The organism is Spirosoma oryzae (assembly GCF_003002825.1).
GTDB lineage: Bacteria > Bacteroidota > Bacteroidia > Cytophagales > Spirosomataceae > Spirosoma > Spirosoma oryzae.
On the sequence record NZ_PVTE01000010.1, the window covers coordinates 35,940 to 53,491 of the forward strand.

19 protein-coding genes are annotated in these 17,552 nt (G+C 54.2%); 9 read left to right on the forward strand and 10 right to left on the reverse strand.

Annotated elements, in window-relative coordinates:
- Window positions 1-119: 119 nt before the first annotated feature.
- Window positions 120-1,055: an ROK family protein gene (locus CLV58_RS13160; RefSeq protein ID WP_106138289.1), complete on the reverse strand. Its 936-nt coding sequence runs from the start codon at window positions 1,053-1,055 to the stop codon at window positions 120-122.
- Between the two features lie 107 nt (window positions 1,056-1,162).
- Here CLV58_RS13160 and CLV58_RS13165 point away from each other — a divergent pair, with 107 nt between their 5' ends.
- The 4 genes from CLV58_RS13165 (at window position 1,163) to CLV58_RS13180 (ending at window position 4,235) form a co-directional block, all read left to right on the forward strand.
- Window positions 1,163-1,633 (forward strand): redoxin domain-containing protein, encoded by a 471-nt coding sequence (locus CLV58_RS13165; RefSeq protein WP_106138290.1) that lies wholly within the window; start codon window positions 1,163-1,165, stop codon window positions 1,631-1,633.
- Window positions 1,634-1,729: 96 nt separating this feature from the next.
- Window positions 1,730-2,515, forward strand: coding sequence for a class I SAM-dependent methyltransferase (locus tag CLV58_RS13170; RefSeq protein WP_106138291.1), 786 nt, complete (start codon window positions 1,730-1,732; stop codon window positions 2,513-2,515).
- A 177-nt stretch (window positions 2,516-2,692) separates the two neighbouring features.
- Window positions 2,693-3,286 carry a TetR/AcrR family transcriptional regulator gene (locus CLV58_RS13175; RefSeq protein ID WP_106138292.1) on the forward strand — a complete coding sequence of 198 codons (594 nt, stop codon included), beginning with the start codon at window positions 2,693-2,695 and terminating at the stop codon, window positions 3,284-3,286.
- Between the two features lie 88 nt (window positions 3,287-3,374).
- Entirely contained in the window at window positions 3,375-4,235 is an 861-nt protein-coding gene (locus CLV58_RS13180) for a bestrophin-like domain (protein WP_106138293.1), read from the forward strand.
- A 41-nt stretch (window positions 4,236-4,276) separates the two neighbouring features.
- On the opposite strand, the gene CLV58_RS13185 is transcribed toward CLV58_RS13180, so the two are convergent.
- From CLV58_RS13185 to epsC, 3 genes are all read right to left on the reverse strand, one after another.
- A complete protein-coding gene (locus tag CLV58_RS13185; RefSeq protein WP_106138294.1) occupies window positions 4,277-5,146 on the reverse strand; it encodes a YitT family protein in 870 nt (289 codons plus the stop codon).
- A gap of 81 nt (window positions 5,147-5,227) precedes the next feature.
- On the reverse strand, window positions 5,228-6,136 hold the full coding sequence (gene cysK, locus CLV58_RS13190; protein WP_106138295.1) for a cysteine synthase A: 909 nt from the start codon (window positions 6,134-6,136) through the stop codon (window positions 5,228-5,230).
- Between the two features lie 154 nt (window positions 6,137-6,290).
- Entirely contained in the window at window positions 6,291-7,136 is an 846-nt protein-coding gene (epsC, locus tag CLV58_RS13195) for a serine O-acetyltransferase EpsC (RefSeq protein ID WP_106138296.1), read from the reverse strand.
- A 209-nt stretch (window positions 7,137-7,345) separates the two neighbouring features.
- Here epsC and CLV58_RS13200 point away from each other — a divergent pair, with 209 nt between their 5' ends.
- Together CLV58_RS13200 and CLV58_RS13205 are read left to right on the forward strand one after the other, a co-directional pair.
- Complete coding sequence (locus CLV58_RS13200) at window positions 7,346-8,578, forward strand: PQQ-dependent sugar dehydrogenase (protein WP_106138297.1); 1,233 nt, start codon at window positions 7,346-7,348, stop codon at window positions 8,576-8,578.
- Window positions 8,579-9,073: 495 nt separating this feature from the next.
- On the forward strand, window positions 9,074-10,066 hold the full coding sequence (locus CLV58_RS13205; RefSeq protein ID WP_106138298.1) for a ComEA family DNA-binding protein: 993 nt from the start codon (window positions 9,074-9,076) through the stop codon (window positions 10,064-10,066).
- Window positions 10,067-10,146: 80 nt separating this feature from the next.
- Here the strand turns inward: CLV58_RS13205 and CLV58_RS13210 are convergent, their stop codons facing one another.
- Window positions 10,147-10,947, reverse strand: a complete 801-nt coding sequence (locus tag CLV58_RS13210; RefSeq protein ID WP_106138299.1) for an LOG family protein — start codon at window positions 10,945-10,947, stop codon at window positions 10,147-10,149.
- Between the two features lie 183 nt (window positions 10,948-11,130).
- On the opposite strand from CLV58_RS13210, the gene rpiB reads away from it, so the two are divergent.
- Window positions 11,131-11,565, forward strand: coding sequence for a ribose 5-phosphate isomerase B (rpiB, locus tag CLV58_RS13215; protein ID WP_106138300.1), 435 nt, complete (start codon window positions 11,131-11,133; stop codon window positions 11,563-11,565).
- A 38-nt stretch (window positions 11,566-11,603) separates the two neighbouring features.
- Here the strand turns inward: rpiB and CLV58_RS13220 are convergent, their stop codons facing one another.
- From CLV58_RS13220 to CLV58_RS13230, 3 genes are read right to left on the reverse strand one after another with little or no spacing between them, the layout of a single operon-like run.
- Window positions 11,604-12,830: a pyridoxal phosphate-dependent aminotransferase gene (locus tag CLV58_RS13220; RefSeq protein WP_106138301.1), complete on the reverse strand. Its 1,227-nt coding sequence runs from the start codon at window positions 12,828-12,830 to the stop codon at window positions 11,604-11,606.
- Window positions 12,831-12,851: 21 nt separating this feature from the next.
- Window positions 12,852-13,886: an MBL fold metallo-hydrolase gene (locus CLV58_RS13225; protein ID WP_106138302.1), complete on the reverse strand. Its 1,035-nt coding sequence runs from the start codon at window positions 13,884-13,886 to the stop codon at window positions 12,852-12,854.
- Window positions 13,887-13,940: 54 nt separating this feature from the next.
- Window positions 13,941-14,180 carry a hypothetical protein gene (locus CLV58_RS13230; protein ID WP_106138303.1) on the reverse strand — a complete coding sequence of 80 codons (240 nt, stop codon included), beginning with the start codon at window positions 14,178-14,180 and terminating at the stop codon, window positions 13,941-13,943.
- A 113-nt stretch (window positions 14,181-14,293) separates the two neighbouring features.
- On the opposite strand from CLV58_RS13230, the gene CLV58_RS13235 reads away from it, so the two are divergent.
- On the forward strand, window positions 14,294-14,707 hold the full coding sequence (locus tag CLV58_RS13235; protein ID WP_106138304.1) for a pyridoxamine 5'-phosphate oxidase family protein: 414 nt from the start codon (window positions 14,294-14,296) through the stop codon (window positions 14,705-14,707).
- Here the strand turns inward: CLV58_RS13235 and CLV58_RS13240 are convergent, their stop codons facing one another.
- Window positions 14,708-15,595: an EamA family transporter gene (locus CLV58_RS13240; protein ID WP_106138305.1), complete on the reverse strand. Its 888-nt coding sequence runs from the start codon at window positions 15,593-15,595 to the stop codon at window positions 14,708-14,710. It lies immediately after the preceding gene.
- Between the two features lie 126 nt (window positions 15,596-15,721).
- Between CLV58_RS13240 and CLV58_RS28975 the strand changes: the two genes are divergently transcribed.
- Window positions 15,722-15,850 carry a hypothetical protein gene (locus tag CLV58_RS28975; RefSeq protein ID WP_281257908.1) on the forward strand — a complete coding sequence of 43 codons (129 nt, stop codon included), beginning with the start codon at window positions 15,722-15,724 and terminating at the stop codon, window positions 15,848-15,850.
- A 16-nt stretch (window positions 15,851-15,866) separates the two neighbouring features.
- Here CLV58_RS28975 and CLV58_RS13245 read toward each other — a convergent pair whose 3' ends face one another.
- Entirely contained in the window at window positions 15,867-17,426 is a 1,560-nt protein-coding gene (locus CLV58_RS13245; RefSeq protein WP_106138444.1) for a DEAD/DEAH box helicase, read from the reverse strand.
- Between the last annotated feature and the right edge of the window lie 126 nt (window positions 17,427-17,552).

Here is a 17,552-nt window from a genome sequence, read left to right on the forward strand (position 1 = left end):
GCCCGGACCTGGAGGTCCAGGCTACACATTCAAACGAAGAGCCCCGGACCTGTGCTGGTCCGGGGCTCTTCGTTTGATACAGAAAACTGTAAACCGAATACCGAAAACCGTATGCCGTTTTACAGCATCGACGCGCCGAATACGCCGGCGCTGTCGCCAAGTTTCGGTTTCAGGAAACGGGTGTTTACTTCGCCACTGTTGAAGATGTATTTCTTGATACGCTCGACGCCTTCGGTATACAGCAGGTCGATGTTGCCAAGTCCACCCCCCAGCACGATCGCGTCGGGGTCGAGGACGTTGATGATCATAGACATCGACTTGGCGAAATATTCCAGCAGCCGGTTGACGGTCTGACTGGCGAACAGATCGGAACCGGTATGGTAGCGCTCCATGATTTCGGGCAGCAGTCGCTCGACGCCACTGATCTGATGGTAGTACCGTTGCAGCGCCGGGCCCGAAATAACCTGTTCGACACAACCGCGCTTGCCACAGTAGCAGGGGTAACCGTTTTCTTCGATGACGTTGTGGCCCCACTCGCCCCCGATGCCTTGCAGGCCATTGAGCACAACGGGTTGCCCATCGCGCCCGCGTACGACGATACCACCACCTACGCCCGTACCCATGATGACACCGAATATGGTTTCGTAATCGGGTACGACGTCGGGAACGATGCCCATGGTGGCTTCAGACAGCACAAAACAGTTGGCGTCGTTCGCTACTTCGACCGGTATGCCCAGCAGTCTGGCAAGGTCCTGCTTCATCGGCTTGCCATTCAGTACGGTCGTATTGCAATTTTTCATCGTCTTCCGAACCGGGTCGAACGTGCCGGGCGTACCGAAGCCGATGCGGTCTGGTTGCAGACCCGTTTCGGCTTTTACCTGCTCGATCAGCGTTTTTGCCTGATTCAGAATATGGTCGTAGCCCTTGCTGGCTTCGGTGTCGATGCGTTTGCGAATAACTACACTATCGAGTGAGGGAAGTGTGCCGGTTTCGGTTTGGAGAACGGCACACTCAATTTTGGTGCCGCCCAGATCAATGCCCCAGTAAGACTGCATAAACGGGAATGGGTAGTAAGGGACCACGAAGTACGATTTAATTAACCAATGAACGTACTTTTGCGGCCATAAATAATTGATTTTTCATTTAAAATGTACTCGTGAGTATGCTTACCCCCGGCCAGCCCGCTCCGTCATTTTCACTCTACAATACCGAAAAACAGCTGGTTTCGCTCGGTGATTTCGCCGGTAAAAACCTGATTATGTTGTTCTTTCCGATGGCATTTACCAGTACCTGCACGGCCGAACTATGCCAGATGCGCGACGATATTGCTACTTACGCTGGAATGAACGCCGAAGTCGTGGGCATTTCGGTCGACTCGCCCTATACACTGGCTAAGTTTCGTGATGAGCAGCGCCTGCCGTTCGATCTGCTGTCGGACTTCAACAAGGAGGCATCACGGGCTTACGACACGATCTACGAAACCTACGCGCTCGGTCTGAAGGGGGTTAGCAAGCGGTCGGCATTTGTTATCGACGGGCAGGGAATCGTTCGCTACGCTGAAGTGCTCGACAACGCAAAAGACGTCCCCAACTTCACCAATATCCAGACGACATTAAACACATTGATTGAGTGATAGAATGATTGAATGATTGAATAAGCTGGCGCATCCAGTATTCAATCATTCAATCATTCTATCATTCTATCACTCAACCACTCAACCACTCAACCTTTGGCCTGGTATCACGATTTTTTTCATGGGTTGCCGCAACTGGCCTGGAAAGCCGCGCAAACCGACGAGCAGACACAGCTCGACCTGGAGCTTATTGTCGAGACGCTTGATTTTGGCCCCGGCGACCGGCTGCTCGACGTATTCTGTGGCTATGGCCGTCATGCCCTGCCACTGGCGCGAATGGGCGCGCACCTGACAGGCATCGACATCGCACCCGACTATATTGCAGAACTACAAAGCGCGGCCCGGCAGCAAAAACTGCCCGTCGTTGCGGTAGAAGGCGATGTACTGACGGTGCCGCTCACCGATATTCAGGCAGGCGCAGGCCCGGCCGGACAGTTCGACGCGGCTTACTGTCTGGGCAACAGCTTCAGCTTTTTCCCCCGTCCTGATCTGCAAAATTTTCTGGGCCGACTGGCGACGGTACTGCGACCCGGTGGCCGGTTGCTGGTGCACTCGCAGATGGTGGCCGAGTCAGTACTGCCAGACTATCAGCCGCGCAACTGGCAACCCATCGAACTGGCCGACGGGTCGACGCTACTGTTTATGGTGGAGAATACGTATCATCCGCTCGATGGCCGTATCGACTCGCAGTTGACTTATGTGTACGGCACCGAAACCCAGGTCCGGACCGCGCAGCACTATGTCTACACCCTGGCGGATTTAAGTCAGCTATTCAATGCGGCCGGTCTGCCACTGATCGACGCATTCGGCACCGAGCAGGGCGACCCGTACACGGTTGGTGATGCAGATGCCTGGCTGCTTGCCGAGAAAGTAGCGGATTAACCGGGGTAAGCGGTTATTGTCATCTTCACCCAACTCATGTGTACCGATTTATGGTGGCAAGTGTAGCCGTGGTTTAACTTTTCGTAGAAAGTGGGAACGTACGTAGGTATTGGTTTCGTAAATGCGTAGTTTTCAGGCACATTAACACCGTTAACCGTACACGGAAAACCTACTGATATGGAAACTCTGGAACGTAAACCGCGCTCGCATGAGCATGTCAGGGCGGGAATTATCAGCACGGCGAGGAAAATAGCGCGTCAGGAAGGCTGGCAGGCGGTATCGATTCGCAAGATTGCCGACGCAATCGAATACAGCGCGCCTGTCGTGTACGAGTATTTCGATGGTAAAGAGGTGCTGCTCAATGCCATTCGCGACGAAGGGTTTACGTACCTGAACGAGCAGTATCACCGAATTATGAAGCTGTATCGGGACCCGGAAAAGCGGCTCTACGAAATCTCGCTCATTCAGTGGGATTTTGCCCTGCATCAGCCCGAACTATACCAGGTGATGTATAACCTGGAGGGCGCGTACTGTTCGGTACCCGTTTACCAGTCGGATGCGCTACAGGCCGTCAGTGATACGATTTGCGAGATTATCTTTTCCTTTATTCCCAAGGCGAAAGAGAGCATCCGCCGGCTGTATTTCGAATGGTGGGCGTTGTCGCACGGGATGATCGCGCTGGCAATGACCATGCAGGATGTGCAACCGCTGGAACAGTCCGAACAAACCTACCGCGAGTCGATGCGGCAGTTCGTGCGTCGTCTTCGCTAAGGTGTCACTTTTTTTCAAAACAGTTTACTCGTAATGTTGGTAGTAAAACAGCGACGGCCACTTTGGTCGTCGCTGTTTTTTTTGTGTCATGCAACAGTCAACGGATGCCAGCGCGGTTCATCTGGTCAATGACGATCTCTTATTTATGCGTTGGGTATATGATTTACCAACCTGGCTGTTTGGATTGCTTACAGTAGGCATTTTTGTTGTTCTGGCCTTGATCGGCCTGCGTCTTACCCACAACCGATTAAGCCATAGTTCGATGGCTACGCTGATCGACAACGGAACGGTGGGCTGGTTCTTTTCCGGCGTTTCGTTGCTATATGGTCTGCTGCTGGGCTTGCTGACGGTGGCTACCTGGACCAGCTTCACGCAGGCGAGCAGCCTGGCGTCGCAGGAAGCCTCGATCATTGCGGTACTCTACCGCGATCTGTCGGGTTATCCGCAGCCGGAGCGTCAGGCACTACAGGGCGATATCAAGCAGTACACAACGTTTATCATCGAGAAAGCCTGGCCTGCGCAGAAGAAGGGCTACATCTACGAAACTGACTTGCTGACGCACTTTCAGGCCAAGCTGTTGCCGTTTGAACCGCGTACGAACGCGCAACAGACATTACACGGCGAAACGATAGCCACGTTCAACCGGCTGGTCGAAACCCGGCGGCTACGTATCGAATCGGTGAAGGGCAGCGTACCCAGCGTATTGTGGAGCGTCGTATTACTGGGAGCTATAGCAACGATCGTTTTCTCGTATCTGTTCGTCGTTGGCAGTTACCGGCTTCACGCCATACTGACCGGAATCCTGGCCGGTATGGTGGGCCTGCTGGTTTTTCTCATCGCTGCGCTCGACCATCCCTACTGGGGCGAAGTCAGCGTCTCGACCGATGCCTACCAACTAGTACTCGACCGAGTGATCAACAACAAGCTGTATCTTCGGCCCGTCGAATGAGTCAGTTTGGCTGGGTTTGGGTCACCCAGGTCGCCCGCTTATTAGTGCATCGGCAGCATCTTGATTTTTCCCCCGGTTACGTCGTCGACGCTGTGCTGAATGATGAAGGCTTTCTCGTCGATACCATACACGAGCGTCCGTAGTCGACTGATTTCCAGTCGGGTCAAGACGACGTACAGGACGCAGGTTTCCTGGGCACTCGGTCCTTTCTTCCCGTATCCCTGCTGGCCGGTCAGCACCGTCAGTCCCCAGCCATTGTCAATGATTTGTCGCTGAACAGCTTCGTGTTCCGCAGATACGATCAGTACGGCCGTGTATTCTTCCACCCCGTGCAGAATAAAATCGATGGTTTTCGACGCTGCGAAGTACGTAATCATCGAATACAGTGCCAGATTGATGCTCAGGAAAAACGCTGCGGCACCGAAAATCAACACGTTCATCACCAGAATCACGTCGCTGACTTTCAGGATGGGGCGGCTGCGGCTGATAAGCAGGGCGGCAATCTCAGTGCCGTCCAGCACGGCCCCCCCGCGAATCGCCATGCCGATACCAGCCCCGATGAAAAAACCACCGAAGACCGAAGTCAGCAGTAAGTCGCGGGTTACGTCAGGATAAGGAATGACGAGTAATGACAGCGACAGTCCGGCAATGGCCAGTGTGCTGCGTATGGCAAATAGCCGCCCGAATCGTCGGTACCCCAGTGCAATGAAGGGTAAGTTGATGATCAGTAGCAGGATGGCGAGCGGAATGTGTAATAGCTGGGCGAGTAGCATCGAAATGCCCGTGACGCCCCCATCGATGAAGTGACTCGACAACAGAAAGCCTTTCAGCCCCATGCCGGCACTGAGTACACCGGCAACGATGAAAAGGGTGTCTTTAACGAGTCGAAAGGCTGCACTGTTTTTAGACATAGAGAGGAAGGGTAATCGTTAATGCACAGTATACAATTTTTCGCGGTCCTGTTCAAACGGGACCGCGAACAAAACAATGGGCTAGTACAGGCCGTCGACCGACAGGTACCGCTCGCCCGTGTCGTAGCAGAAGGTCAGAATGCGGCTGCCAAGGCGGAACTGCGACAGCTTTTTAGCCACGGCCGCCAGCGACGCGCCCGACGATATGCCGACGAAAATACCTTCTTCGCGCGCTGCGCGTCCGGCCCAGGTGAAGGCTTCCTCTTTGCTGACACTGATGGTTCCGTCGATGGTGTCGGTGTGCAGGTTTTTCGGAATGAAGCCGGCACCGATCCCCTGGATGGGGTGTGGGCCGGGCATCCCGCCACTGATGACGGGCGACAGTTCCGGCTCGACGGCAAAGGTGTGCATGCTGGGAAAATGCTCTTTCAACACTTCCGACACGCCCGTGATATGGCCACCCGTTCCGACACCGGTAATGAGGGCGTCGAAACCCTGTGGGAAGTCAGCCAGAATCTCGCGGGCGGTTGTTGCCCGGTGAACTGCGATATTGGCCGCATTGTCGAACTGCTGTGGCATCCACGCGTTTGACGTTGCAGCCAGTAACGCATGCGCCCGCTCGATGGCTCCCTTCATACCCTGTTCGCGGGGGCTGAGGTCGAACTGCGCACCATAGGCCGCCATGATCTTACGTCGTTCGATACTCATCGACTCCGGCATGACCAGAATCAGTTTATAGCCTTTGACGGCTGCGACCATCGCCAGACCAATGCCGGTGTTGCCCGACGTTGGTTCGATGATCGTACTACCCGGCTTCAGCAAGCCCTTTGCTTCGGCATCTTCGATCATTGCCAGGGCAATGCGGTCTTTGATGCTGGCACCGGGATTGGCCCGTTCCAGCTTCATCCAGACGTCGTGATTGGGAAATAATCGGCTTAGCCGTACATGGGGCGTCTGCCCGATTGTGTCGAGGATACTGTTTACTTTCATAAGAATGTCGGTCTACGGTTTTCAGTGTGCGGTTTACGGCGGCCACGCGGTGGTCGCCACCGTGGCGCGGTCCGTCGCAAGGTGGTTGGCACATAACTAATTGCTGTTCGGTAGCCACCGTAAACGGAAAACCGAATACCGTAAACCAGCGAAGCTAAATAACAAAATTGATCGGTTCGGGGGAGTCCAGCGACTTGAGCCGAATGTCGGTCTGATGCTGGTGAAAAACCAGCGAATGAGGTTCTACGCTCTGGGTTAGCCAAACGTTACCGCCGATGATCGAATCGTGGCCGACGATGGTGTAGCCGCCCAGAATAGTCGCGTTGGCGTAAATCACCACGTTGTTTTCAATCGTCGGATGCCGCTTTTTCTGCGCCATCGACTTGGCCACATAGGTAGCGCCCAGCGTCACACCCTGATAAATCTTGACATTGTCGCCAATAACCGTCGTTTCGCCGATAACGACCCCCGTGCCGTGGTCGATAAAAAACGACCGGCCAATTTGCGCGCCGGGGTGGATGTCGATGCCCGTCTGACCGTGCGCGTATTCGGTAAGCATACGCGGCAACAGTGGTACGTTCAGTCGTAGCAGCTCGTGCGCAATCCGATAGACGGCAATGGCGTAGAAGCCGGGATAAACAGCCACTACTTCTTCGACGCCAACGGCTGCCGGGTCGTTGTCGGCAATGGCGTGGGCATCAAACAGCAGGTTGTCGTAGATGGCGGGTAGCTTATCGAATAACTGTGCAGTCAGCGATTCCGGCGTGTTGGGCAAGTGGTTCGCCAACGGGCATAGCAGATTGACGAGCTGGTCGTTGAGCGATTGATAGGATTCCTCGATGTGCTGTGACAGTGCCTGACAGTCCTGCGTGACGGGAAACAGCAGGCGCATCAGTTGGTCGATAAACTGACCGGCAGCCGGCCGGGAAGGGAGTTTGTAGCGGTATTGAGAACGCTGAGCCAGTAAATGATCGAGGAAAGGGGCGTTGGCAACCGTCATGTCTGAATCCGGAAGAGCTAAGATGAATAGTGGAAAACCTACCCCGCCCTGAGGAACGCAACCAACACCGGAGAAGGGTGCTGCTGCGTCTACCGGGCGGTCGAGCCGGTAATTGTCATGCTTTTTCAACTCTATATGCCCACGTTAAGTTCGGCCCCCCAGTTTGGCTTTGGCTTTGCAAGTGTTACGACAACTCATCGTTATCGATCATGTTTAGTAAAGCAATTACCTCCCTAGTAGTTTGTTTATTGGCCACCGCCGGCTTTGCCTGGTTGGCGAATAAATTTATCAGTCCAGCCGAAGCGACCGGCTCGGAGCAGGTCGAGCAGGCATCCCTGCTGCCTTCATTTAGAAAAGAAAGTGCGCCCTCCGCCATAAAAGCCGTTGACGCTTATCCGAAACTCACGTTCGACGCACCTGTTGAATATACGTACGCGCAGGATGGTACCAACCGGGTGTTCGTTGTCGAACAGGCCGGTCGTATCCGTACGTTTGATAACAGCGCCAATGCAACGTCGGCACCGGTCTATCTGGACATTCGCAAAAAAGTAGCCTACGGTGGAGAGATGGGCCTGTTAGGGCTGGCGTTTCACCCGAAATTTCGCGAAAACGGCTATTTCTACGTCAACTACACGAAAAGTAACCCACGCGAAACCATCGTCAGCCGTTTTAAGGCTTCGTCGCCGTCCGCCACGAGTGTCGACCCGGCTACCGAAGTCGTGTTACTTCGTTTCAACCAACCTTACTCGAATCACAACGGGGGAAAAGTGCTGTTTGGACCCGATGGCTATCTGTACATCGCAACGGGCGATGGCGGCAGCGGGGGCGACCCGCAAAACAACGGACAGAACCGCAACAGCTGGCTGGGGAAAGTGCTGCGCATCGACGTTAACGGCACCGAAAAAGGCCACTACGGAATTCCGGCCGACAACCCATTTGCGCAGGACGGCAATGGTCGCCCGGAGGTATTTGCGTACGGACTACGGAACCCGTGGCGCATTAGCTTCGACGATCGGAACCGGCTGTGGGCGGGTGACGTCGGACAGAACGAGATCGAAGAAATCGATATTATTACGAAGGGTGGAAACTATGGCTGGCGTATCGAGGAAGGCCGTGAGCCGTACAAGGAGCCGGATGGGAAAAAGCCCGTTGATTTGATTGAACCAATCTGGCAGTACAAACATGATAATGGTAACGTGTCAGTCACGGGCGGGAATGTATATCGGGGGAGCGCTGTCCCGTCGCTGAAAGGCAAGTACATCTACGCTGACTACGCTAGTGGTCGTGTCTGGGCGCTGGATGCCGACGGGAAAAGAGCGACGAACAGAGAGATTATTCCCCGCGCCGGGTCGATCTCCGCATTCGGCGAGGACCAGAAAAAAGAACTCTATCTCTGCGATTTAGCTGCCGGTAAAATCCTGAAGCTATCGTCTGAACTGTGATTTATGATGATCGGTATGATTACGCTGATTGTCTTGAACTGTGATTTTTTTGATCGACATGATTGCGCTGATTGTCCTGAACTGTGATTTATTTTGATTGCGCTGATTGTCCTGAACTGTAATTTTTGTGATTGACTTGATTGCGCTGATTTCATAGAATCATAGTCTATCAGCGTAATCAGCGTGAATCACAGTTTAGACAGTCTTGAACTGTGATTTTTTTGTTATAGATGTGATACACTGTGATTGAGATCAGCGCAATCACAGTGTATCACAGTTCGGATAGCCTGATCATTGATCGGCGTTATCGTTCTGATTTCACAGAATCATAGTCTATCAACATAATCAGTACAAATCACAGTTCAAGACAGTTACAGTTACAGTTCAAGACAGTTACAGTTCAGACGACGGCCGCTCACTAGAAAATAAATGCATGATCGTGTTTACATTCGTATGTTCCTAACTAGTTGTTAGCTACATAATACCGTTCACACCATGCTTCGTAAATTGCAGTCGCTTGTCAGCGACTATTTCCGCGTTTCCTACCATGAGGGGCGCGGCATTCTTGTCCTTATCGCTTTCGTTGTTATTGCACTGCTCACGGGTGTTCTCTACAAGCGGTTCGTGCCTGTCCGACCAGTCGACACGTCCGTTACCGATCAAAAAAAACTGGATAGTCTGCTACGTCTAATGCAGGACGAGGAGGCTAATAAGCCGCAGTACGGTAAAAACGACACCCGCGACCGTACCGACGCTGAACGATTCAACGAGCCCAAACGACGAACGGGTGAGCGATTTGCCTTCAACCCAAACACAGTCAGTGTTGCCGACTGGCAGCGGCTGGGGCTTCCTCAATGGTTGGCCGAACGGATCGATAAATACCGCAGCAAGGGCGGACAGTTTCGGCAGAAAGCGGATCTGCTGAAGATTTACAATTTTCCACCGGCGTTGTATTCGGAACTGGAGCCCTACATTACGCTGCCCGCCAGCGCACCGGAAAATGGCAGGCGTCCGTTTGCCGACCGACCTGCCGCTTATAGTTATACGTCGGGGAATCGGTATCCCGAACGACCACATGTGGAACGTCCCGTCCTGCAACCGTTCGACATCAATACGGCCGATAGTAGTCAACTGGTGGCGCTCAATGGTATTGGCCCCACGTCGGCCGGCCGAATCCTGAAATTTCGAAATGCCTTGGGCGGGTTCGTATCAACGAATCAATTTGCCGATATATACGGGCTGGATTCGGTGGGGCGGGTCGAGCTGATGCGGCTGGGGCAGATTCGATCGGCTCCACGCCGTATTCCGATCAACACGGCGAGTGCAGCCGACCTCGACCGCCACCCGTTCCTCTCGCGTCGGCAGGCAGAAGTCATTGTCCGCTACCGGGAGCAACACGGGGCTTTCACCTCCGCTGAATCCCTGAAGCCGATCCGCATTCTCGATGCCCAGACGATCGAGAAAATCGCACCGTATCTGGAGTTTTAAAGAGCGAAAGAATGAAAGAGTGAAAGAGTGAAAGAGCGATTGGCTAGTCTAATCGCTCTTTCATTCTTTCGCTCTTTGAATTAGAAATTCGGCTTCAGCATGTATTTGCTGTAGAAGTCGTCGATGGCTTTCACGGCGTCTTCCGGGTTGTCGACAATTGTGATGAGCTTCATGTCTTCCGGGTTGATGTTGTGCTCCTGAGCCAGCATGACGTCAGTGATCCAGTCGATCAGCCCCTGCCAGTACGACCGGCCGACAAGCACGATCGGGAAGCGAGCGATTTTCTTGGTCTGAATGAGCGTGATGGCTTCAAACAGTTCATCGAGTGTTCCCATACCACCGGGCATCACGACGAAGCCCTGCGCGTACTTGACGAACATCACTTTACGGACAAAGAAAAAGTCGAAATTAATGCTCTTGTCGGCGTCGATGTAGATGTTGCTATGCTGCTCGAACGGAAGCTTGATATTCAGCCCGACTGACTTGCCGCCCTGCTCGTAGGCCCCTTTGTTGCCGGCTTCCATGATGCCGGGGCCACCGCCCGTTATAACACCGTAGCCGTGCCGTACCAGTTTGGCAGCAATGTCTTCGGTCATTTTGTAATACGGGTTGTCGGGCTTGGTGCGGGCCGATCCAAAAATCGACACACAGGGGCCAATCTTTGCCAATTTGTCGAAGCCCTCGACGAACTCGGCCATCACTTTGAAGATGACCCACGAGTCAGCTGTTTTGATTTCGTTCCAGTTATGGTCCTGAAACGCTTCCTTGATCCGTTGCTCGTCGGCGGTGAGTAGTAGTTCGTCGCGTTTGGGTAAATCCTGGGTTATGCGTTCTGTGCTCTGTGTTTCTGAGCGATGCACATTTTCTTTCGTTCCTTCCATACTTATTCTAAAAGGCAGTGGAGTGACTGACTGGCACGTAATCAATTGAAAACTAGTATCCTTTGCAACGTATGAGGTCTGTCTGTCAGCCATGCCAGTCAGATTTATTGCAAAGGGGATCGTAATAACGAATAATTTTGTGAAAACGTTTTGTTTTCGCGCTCTAATACGAGTCTGTTGCCCATGCCTACATCCATTGCTATCGGTGCCGATCACGCCGGATTTGCGTACAAGGAAGCCATCAAGACCTGGCTAATCGATCACGACTATACGGTAGAGGATTTCGGTACCTATTCCGCCGATTCTGCCGACTATGCTGACTTCGCGCACCCCGTTGCTACGGCGGTGGAAACCGGAACGGCGGAGCGGGGTATTTTGGTCTGCGGAAGCGGGGAGGGCGTGTCGATGACGGCCAATAAGCATCAGGGTATACGGGCGGCACTCGTCTGGCGCGCCGATCTGGCCCAGGTAACCCGGCAGCACAACGACGCCAATGTGCTATGCCTGCCCGAACGGTTCGTCGACCTTGACACCGCATTCGCCTGCGTTGAGGCTTTCCTGAACACCGAATTTGAAGGCGGTCGCCACCAACGCCGGGTCGACAAAATGAGCTGTTAGTACTGTAGAGACCGGCGCATCGGTCTCTACACTGTCCGTTACAACCGTCTGCTTTCCAGAAATGCTTCGATGCGATCCATCGCAATCGTCAGCTCATCGACGGAGGGCAGGCAGACGATGCGGAAGTGACCGTCGTTGGGAAAATTAAAGCCCGTTCCGGCGACAACCAGCACTTTCTGTTCCGTCAGTAGATCGTAAACAAACTCGTTGTCGTCGGCAATGCGGAACTGGCTCAGGTCGATTTTGGGGAAGACGTACAGGGCGCCCTTGGGTTTGACGCACGACACCCCCGGAATGGCGATCAGCCGGTTATACGCCAGCATGATCTGTTTGTGAAGCCGTCCGGCGGGCATCACCAGATCGTTGATACTCTGATACCCACCCAGGGCCGTCTGAATAGCGTACTGCGTCGGAACGTTGGCGCAGAGCCGTAGACTGGCCAGTAGCGTCAGTCCTTCGATATAGGATTTAGCCTGTTGCCGCGCCCCGCTCAGAATCAGCCAGCCGCCCCGGAAACCGGCAGCGCGGTAGTTCTTCGACAGGCCACCCATCGAAATACACAAGGTGTCGTGCACGAAACGGGCCATGTGGTGATGCGTGGCTCCGTCGTATAGAATCCGGTCGTAAATCTCGTCGGCGAAGACAATCAGCCGGTTTTGTTCGGCGATACGGGCAATGCCTTCCAATACGGCTGGTGTGTAGACGGCCCCCGTCGGGTTATTCGGGTTAATAACAACGACGGCCCGCGTACGATCCGTAATCTTGCTTTCGATATCGGCAAGATCGGGGTTCCAGTCGGCCGATTCATCGCAACGGTAATGGACGGGTTTACCACCGCAAAGCGCGACCGACGTTGTCCAGAGTGGGTAGTCGGGGGAGGGGACCAGTACTTCGTCGCCCTCGTTAATGAGCGCCTGCATCGACAGCAGAATCAGTTCGCTGACCCCATTGCCGATGTATACGTCGTTGATGGTTACGCCCGGCAGGCCCAGCGTCTGCGTATAGTGCATGACCGCTTTCCGGGCCGCGAACAGACCCCGCGAGTCGGAATAACCCTGCGCGTTGCGGATGTTCAGGATGATGTCGTGAACGATCTCGTCGGGCGCGTCGAAGCCAAACGGTGCCGGGTTGCCAATGTTCAGACTGATGATCTTGTAACCCTGACTCTCCAGCTCCAGCGCTTTCTCGTAGACCGGGCCGCGTATGTCGTATTTCAGATGCGTCAGTCGTTCACTCTTGCGTATTTCCCGGTCGGTGCGTTCCATGCCGCAAAACTACGGAAAGCCTTACTTAAACACCAGCGGCCGACCTTCCTGCGGCACGATGAACCGATTCGGCGGGATGTTGCGATTCTGTAACGCCTGCTTCAGGTCGGTCGCCGGTTCGTATAAACCATCGTCACCCTGTTGGAATGTACCGAAGTGAATGCCGACGGCCTGTGGAGTTTTCAGGTCGAGCATCGTTTGTACGGCCCCTGCCGGCGACATATGTACCGGAGCCATGAACCACTCCGGTCGGTATGAGCCGATGGGCAGCAGCGCCAGCTTGATCGTACCCGCCGGGCCGGCCTGCTCACCGATTCGCTTGTAATGCGGTCCGTAGCCACTGTCGCCACAAAAGAAGGTTGTACCAAACGAGGTATGAAGCAGGTAGCCGGCCCAGAGCGTCCGGTCGCGGTCGAACAGACCCCGGTTGCTGAAGTGCTGGGCCTGCGTGCAGGTCAGCGACAGCTTATCGTTAACACGTAGCGTGTCATTCCAGTCGAGTTCTTTGCTAATGCGTCCACCCGCTCTTTTCGGGAGGTAGGATACCCCCAATGGCGTCACGAACAGCGGATTATGCGCCTTGACCAGCTTCTTGATCGTCGGTAAGTCGAGGTGGTCGTAATGAGCATGGCTAAGCAGGACAACGTCGATCGGCGGTAACTCCTCGAATCGTAGTCCCGCCGGGCGTTTGCGTTTGATACCCAGCCAGGCTGTCGGCCCTACGCGTTCCGACCAAACGGGATCGGTCAGAATGTTCAGCCCATTGGTCTGAATCAGGAAAGTAGAGTGATTGACAAACGTCAGCACCAGACTGTCCCCTTCGACGCGGTTTTTGGGCTTGCTGCCCACATACGCGTCGGGCTGTTCGGGCCACGGTCCCTTGTCGCGGTGCAGTAACCATTCCAGCACACTCCCCGTCGACCGCTCTTTCTGACCGGGATTGATAAATTTTTTGCCATTGAAATGGTCTGTTTTGGGACCACTGTACCGAGGGGCACAACCCGGAAGCTGAACGAGTACAAGGCAGGCAAAAACTAGTAAAAAGCTGCGGGACATAGGTATATCGTGACCGAACAAGGAAATGACGTTATCACAACCGCAGATCAGGAGTCATGGTTTGTCGGGCCGGGTTCGCAAAGGGTTTGGACGTTGAATAGGCTTATCAGACTTATGTATTTGTCGTCCATCTCCGAGTGATGGATTAGCTGGGTTGGCGTAATAAATAGCTTTAGCCCGACGGATGAGCTTCAAGGCTGCATCAAGTCGTTCCTGCGGTGTTTTCGACCACCAGTATTCCTTATCGTACTTCGGAATATCGTCGGGATTACTGGCTTTGTAAATCCTGTCCATGATTGTATAACGGATTGTAAAGCTAAGTCGGGCCAGACCAACTTATCGAAAATTGATCGTTTATCAAACCATATGGTGCTACAGCTACTTATACGGGCTCGATAAACACCTGTATGGAAACGAAGGAAAAGCTTAGTCCCGACGAATTTAACAAAATCAAACAAAACATTCAGGACATCAAACTGGCGTTGCTGACCACGCAATTGCCCGATGGAAGCCTGCGCAGCCGACCCATGCTAACCCGGCAGCTCGACCCCGACGGAACGATGTGGTTTTATACCCGCGAGAACTCCGATAAGGTCGCCCAGATCCGGCAGCATCCGGCCGTTGCCCTGGGTTACGCCAGCGCGGAAAAACAGGTGACGGTCAGTACGTCGGGAACGGCAGAAGTCGTGAAAGATCAGGCGAAAGTCGATGAACTGTGGGATGAAAACGTACAGCAGTGGTTTCCCGAAGGCAAAGACGATCCGAACGTGGTTTTGCTTCGAATCACGACGCTGGCGGGCGAATGCTGGTCGAACGACTAATCAGCCCAGTAGCGTAATGAGCGCAGCTCCACCGACCATAACAAGGGCACCGAGCAGTTTGCGTAGTATATGCTGTTCCTGAAAAAAATGGTAGCCGAGCCCCACACTGACTAGTGCCGATAACTGAAACAAGGCCAGCGCATAGCCAACGGGCACTCGCGACAACACAAGATTACTGGTAAACTGTGTTAGTCCAACCATAGCACACAAGCCTAAAAACAGACGCTTATGGCTGGCTAACGTGGTCAGCTGGGATCGCCAGTTGTGGCGTATCGTCAGGGTAATCCAGCCAAGCGTAACTAGAAAACTCAACCCGCACCAGTAGAAGAAAGCGATGAACGGCGTCGAGGTGAGTATCGCTTTTTTCAGGAAAACTCCGTCAGCCGCTGAAAAAACCAATGCCATCAAACGCAATCTGACCGCCGGTTGCTGCACAACGGTCCACGACAGACGCTCCTGCCGATTGGCTACAACGACATAACTACCCACGATAAGCAGCACTACGCCGACAATGCCCCACCAACGGGGAATCTCGTGCAACACCACGACGCCCAGTAGTAAGCCAACGACTGATTTGTAAGCGTTGATGGGCCCTAAGACCGACAGATCGCCAATACGCAGCGCCCGCACAAGAAACACGTTGCCCAAAACGGCGAACAGGCTGGTCAGGACCATGTTCAGCCAGAATGACGTCGGCAGATCGATAAACCGGAGCTGCGGCCAACCTAGCAGGCAGGCTACTGTCAACAGGCCAAACGTTGCGCCGGTGACAAACAGTGGGTCGACGGCGCGGTGGGTAAGCTGTTTCTGAAAGACGTTAGCCAGTGGATTGGCGACGATCCGAATGAGAACAGCGAGACTAGTAAGCGATATAAACACAGGCTCCATCGACGCAGCTAGACAGGATTTCTCTCGACAAAGTAATTAGTTTACGCCTGATGTGAATCTTGAAAGCCAATCTCTGTCACCCGCGTCTTCCTTTGATACCCTGTGTCTGTGTCTTCACCGCCACCCATGCGTCAGCTATCCGTAACCTGCCGGGGAGGTGTCTGTGAAGACACAGACACAGATGTTGCCAACAAAAACACCGGTACGACGAGTACGCACTGGTGCCGATTTATCAGTAAGAAGCCCCGGCTCTAAGAGCCGGGGCCTGACATTAGTAATTTTTATCGTTGCTGAAGTCGAGATAGCGGCTGTTGCCCGTACCCCGGCTTTGCTTTTCGGCACCATCACGACTCGGACGTTCCGACTGAGCGGGTCGGCTGTCACGCCGATTGCTGCCCTGCGGCTGACCGCCGGAACGACTATCGCGCCGATCGTTCGACTGGCTGTTCCGGTTAGCACGCTCCGGGCGACCCTGATCTGGGCGACCCTGTTCCGAGCGACCCTGACCCGACGGCCGGTTGTTCGACTGCGCGCGTGGCCCGGCTGCGTTTCCTGACCGGTTTTCCTGTCCCCGGCTCTGTTGACCGTTGGGTCGGTTACCATTCCGAGACTGCTGCGGGCGCTGACCGCCATTTCGGCCGCCTTGTCCCCGCTGCTGTGGCGCTTTCGGCGTAACCGTCGATGCATCGATCTCCAGCACGTACGGATGATCGCCAATCACAGGAACGGTTTTGCCAATCAGCTTGTGAATATCGCGCAGGTATTCGGTTTCTTCGGCGTCGCAGAACGACAGTGCGATACCATCATGTCCCGCCCGGCCCGTCCGTCCAATGCGGTGAACGTAGGTTTCGGGAATGTTTGGCAGTTCGTAGTTGATTACGTGCGACAGTTCGTCGACGTCGATACCGCGTGCCGCAATGTCGGTAGCCACCAACACGCGGGTGTCGCGGCTTTTGAAGTTCGTCAGGGCGCGTTGCCGGGCGTTCTGCGACTTGTTGCCGTGAATGGCTTCCGCCTGAATACCGGCTTTGACCAGATCTTTTGCGACGCGGTCGGCTCCGTGCTTTGTCCGGGCAAACACCAACACCGATTTGATAGCCTGGTCGGCCAGAATGTGCGTCAGCAGTTTGCGTTTATCGTCTTTGCTGACAAAGTACATCGCCTGCTGAATCGTATCGGCGGTCGACGAAACGGGCGTTACCTCCACTTTCGCGGGGTTGTTCAGGATCGTATCCGCCAGTTTGGCTACGTCGGGTGGCATGGTGGCCGAGAAAAACAGTGACTGCCGCCGTTCCGGTAATTTGGCAATGACTCGTTTTACGTCGTGGATAAAGCCCATGTCGAGCATCCGGTCAGCCTCATCGAGAACGAAATACTGCACGTCGCGCAGGTTGACGATGCCCTGATTCATCAGGTCGAGTAACCGACCCGGTGTCGCAATCAGAATGTCGATACCCGACCGCAGCGTGTTGACCTGACTATGTTGCGAGACACCACCGAAGATGACGGTGTGTTTCATGTTTAGGTGGCGACCGTACGCGGCAAAGCTTTCGTCGATTTGAATCGCCAGCTCCCGCGTCGGGGTCAGTACCAGCGTTTTGATGCGACGCGGCCCGTTCGGTTGTTTAGCCTTGTCGGCGGCAAGCAGTTGAAGAATGGGAATGGCAAATGCGGCCGTTTTACCCGTGCCGGTCTGTGCGCAGCCGAGTAAATCCCGGCGGTTGAGCAACAGGGGGATTGCCTGCTGCTGAATGGGTGTGGGCGATGAATACCCTTCTTCGGCCAGTGCCTTCAGAATGGGATCAACAAGTGATAAGTCAGAAAATTGCATGAAAAAATTGGACGTCGGCAGGCTGGGTGACATACCCGCTTTGGGTACTAAACATCATCGGCATCCAACGTCGGGAAGATGAATTATGAGTGTATAACCCGGTGGGGGCAAAGAAAGTGCCACAAT

Coding starts and splice junctions, on each gene's coding strand:
- CLV58_RS13160 (WP_106138289.1), bottom strand. CDS start 1,055: ATGCAGTCTTACTGGGGCATTGATCTGGGCGGCACCAAAATTGAGTGT.
- CLV58_RS13165 (WP_106138290.1), top strand. CDS start 1,163: ATGCTTACCCCCGGCCAGCCCGCTCCGTCATTTTCACTCTACAATACC.
- CLV58_RS13175 (WP_106138292.1), top strand. CDS start 2,693: ATGGAAACTCTGGAACGTAAACCGCGCTCGCATGAGCATGTCAGGGCG.
- CLV58_RS13180 (WP_106138293.1), top strand. CDS start 3,375: ATGCAACAGTCAACGGATGCCAGCGCGGTTCATCTGGTCAATGACGAT.
- CLV58_RS13185 (WP_106138294.1), bottom strand. CDS start 5,146: ATGTCTAAAAACAGTGCAGCCTTTCGACTCGTTAAAGACACCCTTTTC.
- cysK (WP_106138295.1), bottom strand. CDS start 6,136: ATGAAAGTAAACAGTATCCTCGACACAATCGGGCAGACGCCCCATGTA.
- epsC (WP_106138296.1), bottom strand. CDS start 7,136: ATGACGGTTGCCAACGCCCCTTTCCTCGATCATTTACTGGCTCAGCGT.
- CLV58_RS13200 (WP_106138297.1), top strand. CDS start 7,346: ATGTTTAGTAAAGCAATTACCTCCCTAGTAGTTTGTTTATTGGCCACC.
- CLV58_RS13205 (WP_106138298.1), top strand. CDS start 9,074: ATGCTTCGTAAATTGCAGTCGCTTGTCAGCGACTATTTCCGCGTTTCC.
- CLV58_RS13210 (WP_106138299.1), bottom strand. CDS start 10,947: ATGGAAGGAACGAAAGAAAATGTGCATCGCTCAGAAACACAGAGCACA.
- rpiB (WP_106138300.1), top strand. CDS start 11,131: ATGCCTACATCCATTGCTATCGGTGCCGATCACGCCGGATTTGCGTAC.
- CLV58_RS13220 (WP_106138301.1), bottom strand. CDS start 12,830: ATGGAACGCACCGACCGGGAAATACGCAAGAGTGAACGACTGACGCAT.
- CLV58_RS13225 (WP_106138302.1), bottom strand. CDS start 13,886: ATGTCCCGCAGCTTTTTACTAGTTTTTGCCTGCCTTGTACTCGTTCAG.
- CLV58_RS13230 (WP_106138303.1), bottom strand. CDS start 14,180: ATGGACAGGATTTACAAAGCCAGTAATCCCGACGATATTCCGAAGTAC.
- CLV58_RS13235 (WP_106138304.1), top strand. CDS start 14,294: ATGGAAACGAAGGAAAAGCTTAGTCCCGACGAATTTAACAAAATCAAA.
- CLV58_RS13240 (WP_106138305.1), bottom strand. CDS start 15,595: ATGGAGCCTGTGTTTATATCGCTTACTAGTCTCGCTGTTCTCATTCGG.
- CLV58_RS28975 (WP_281257908.1), top strand. CDS start 15,722: ATGCGTCAGCTATCCGTAACCTGCCGGGGAGGTGTCTGTGAAGACACA.
- CLV58_RS13245 (WP_106138444.1), bottom strand. CDS start 17,426: ATGCAATTTTCTGACTTATCACTTGTTGATCCCATTCTGAAGGCACTG.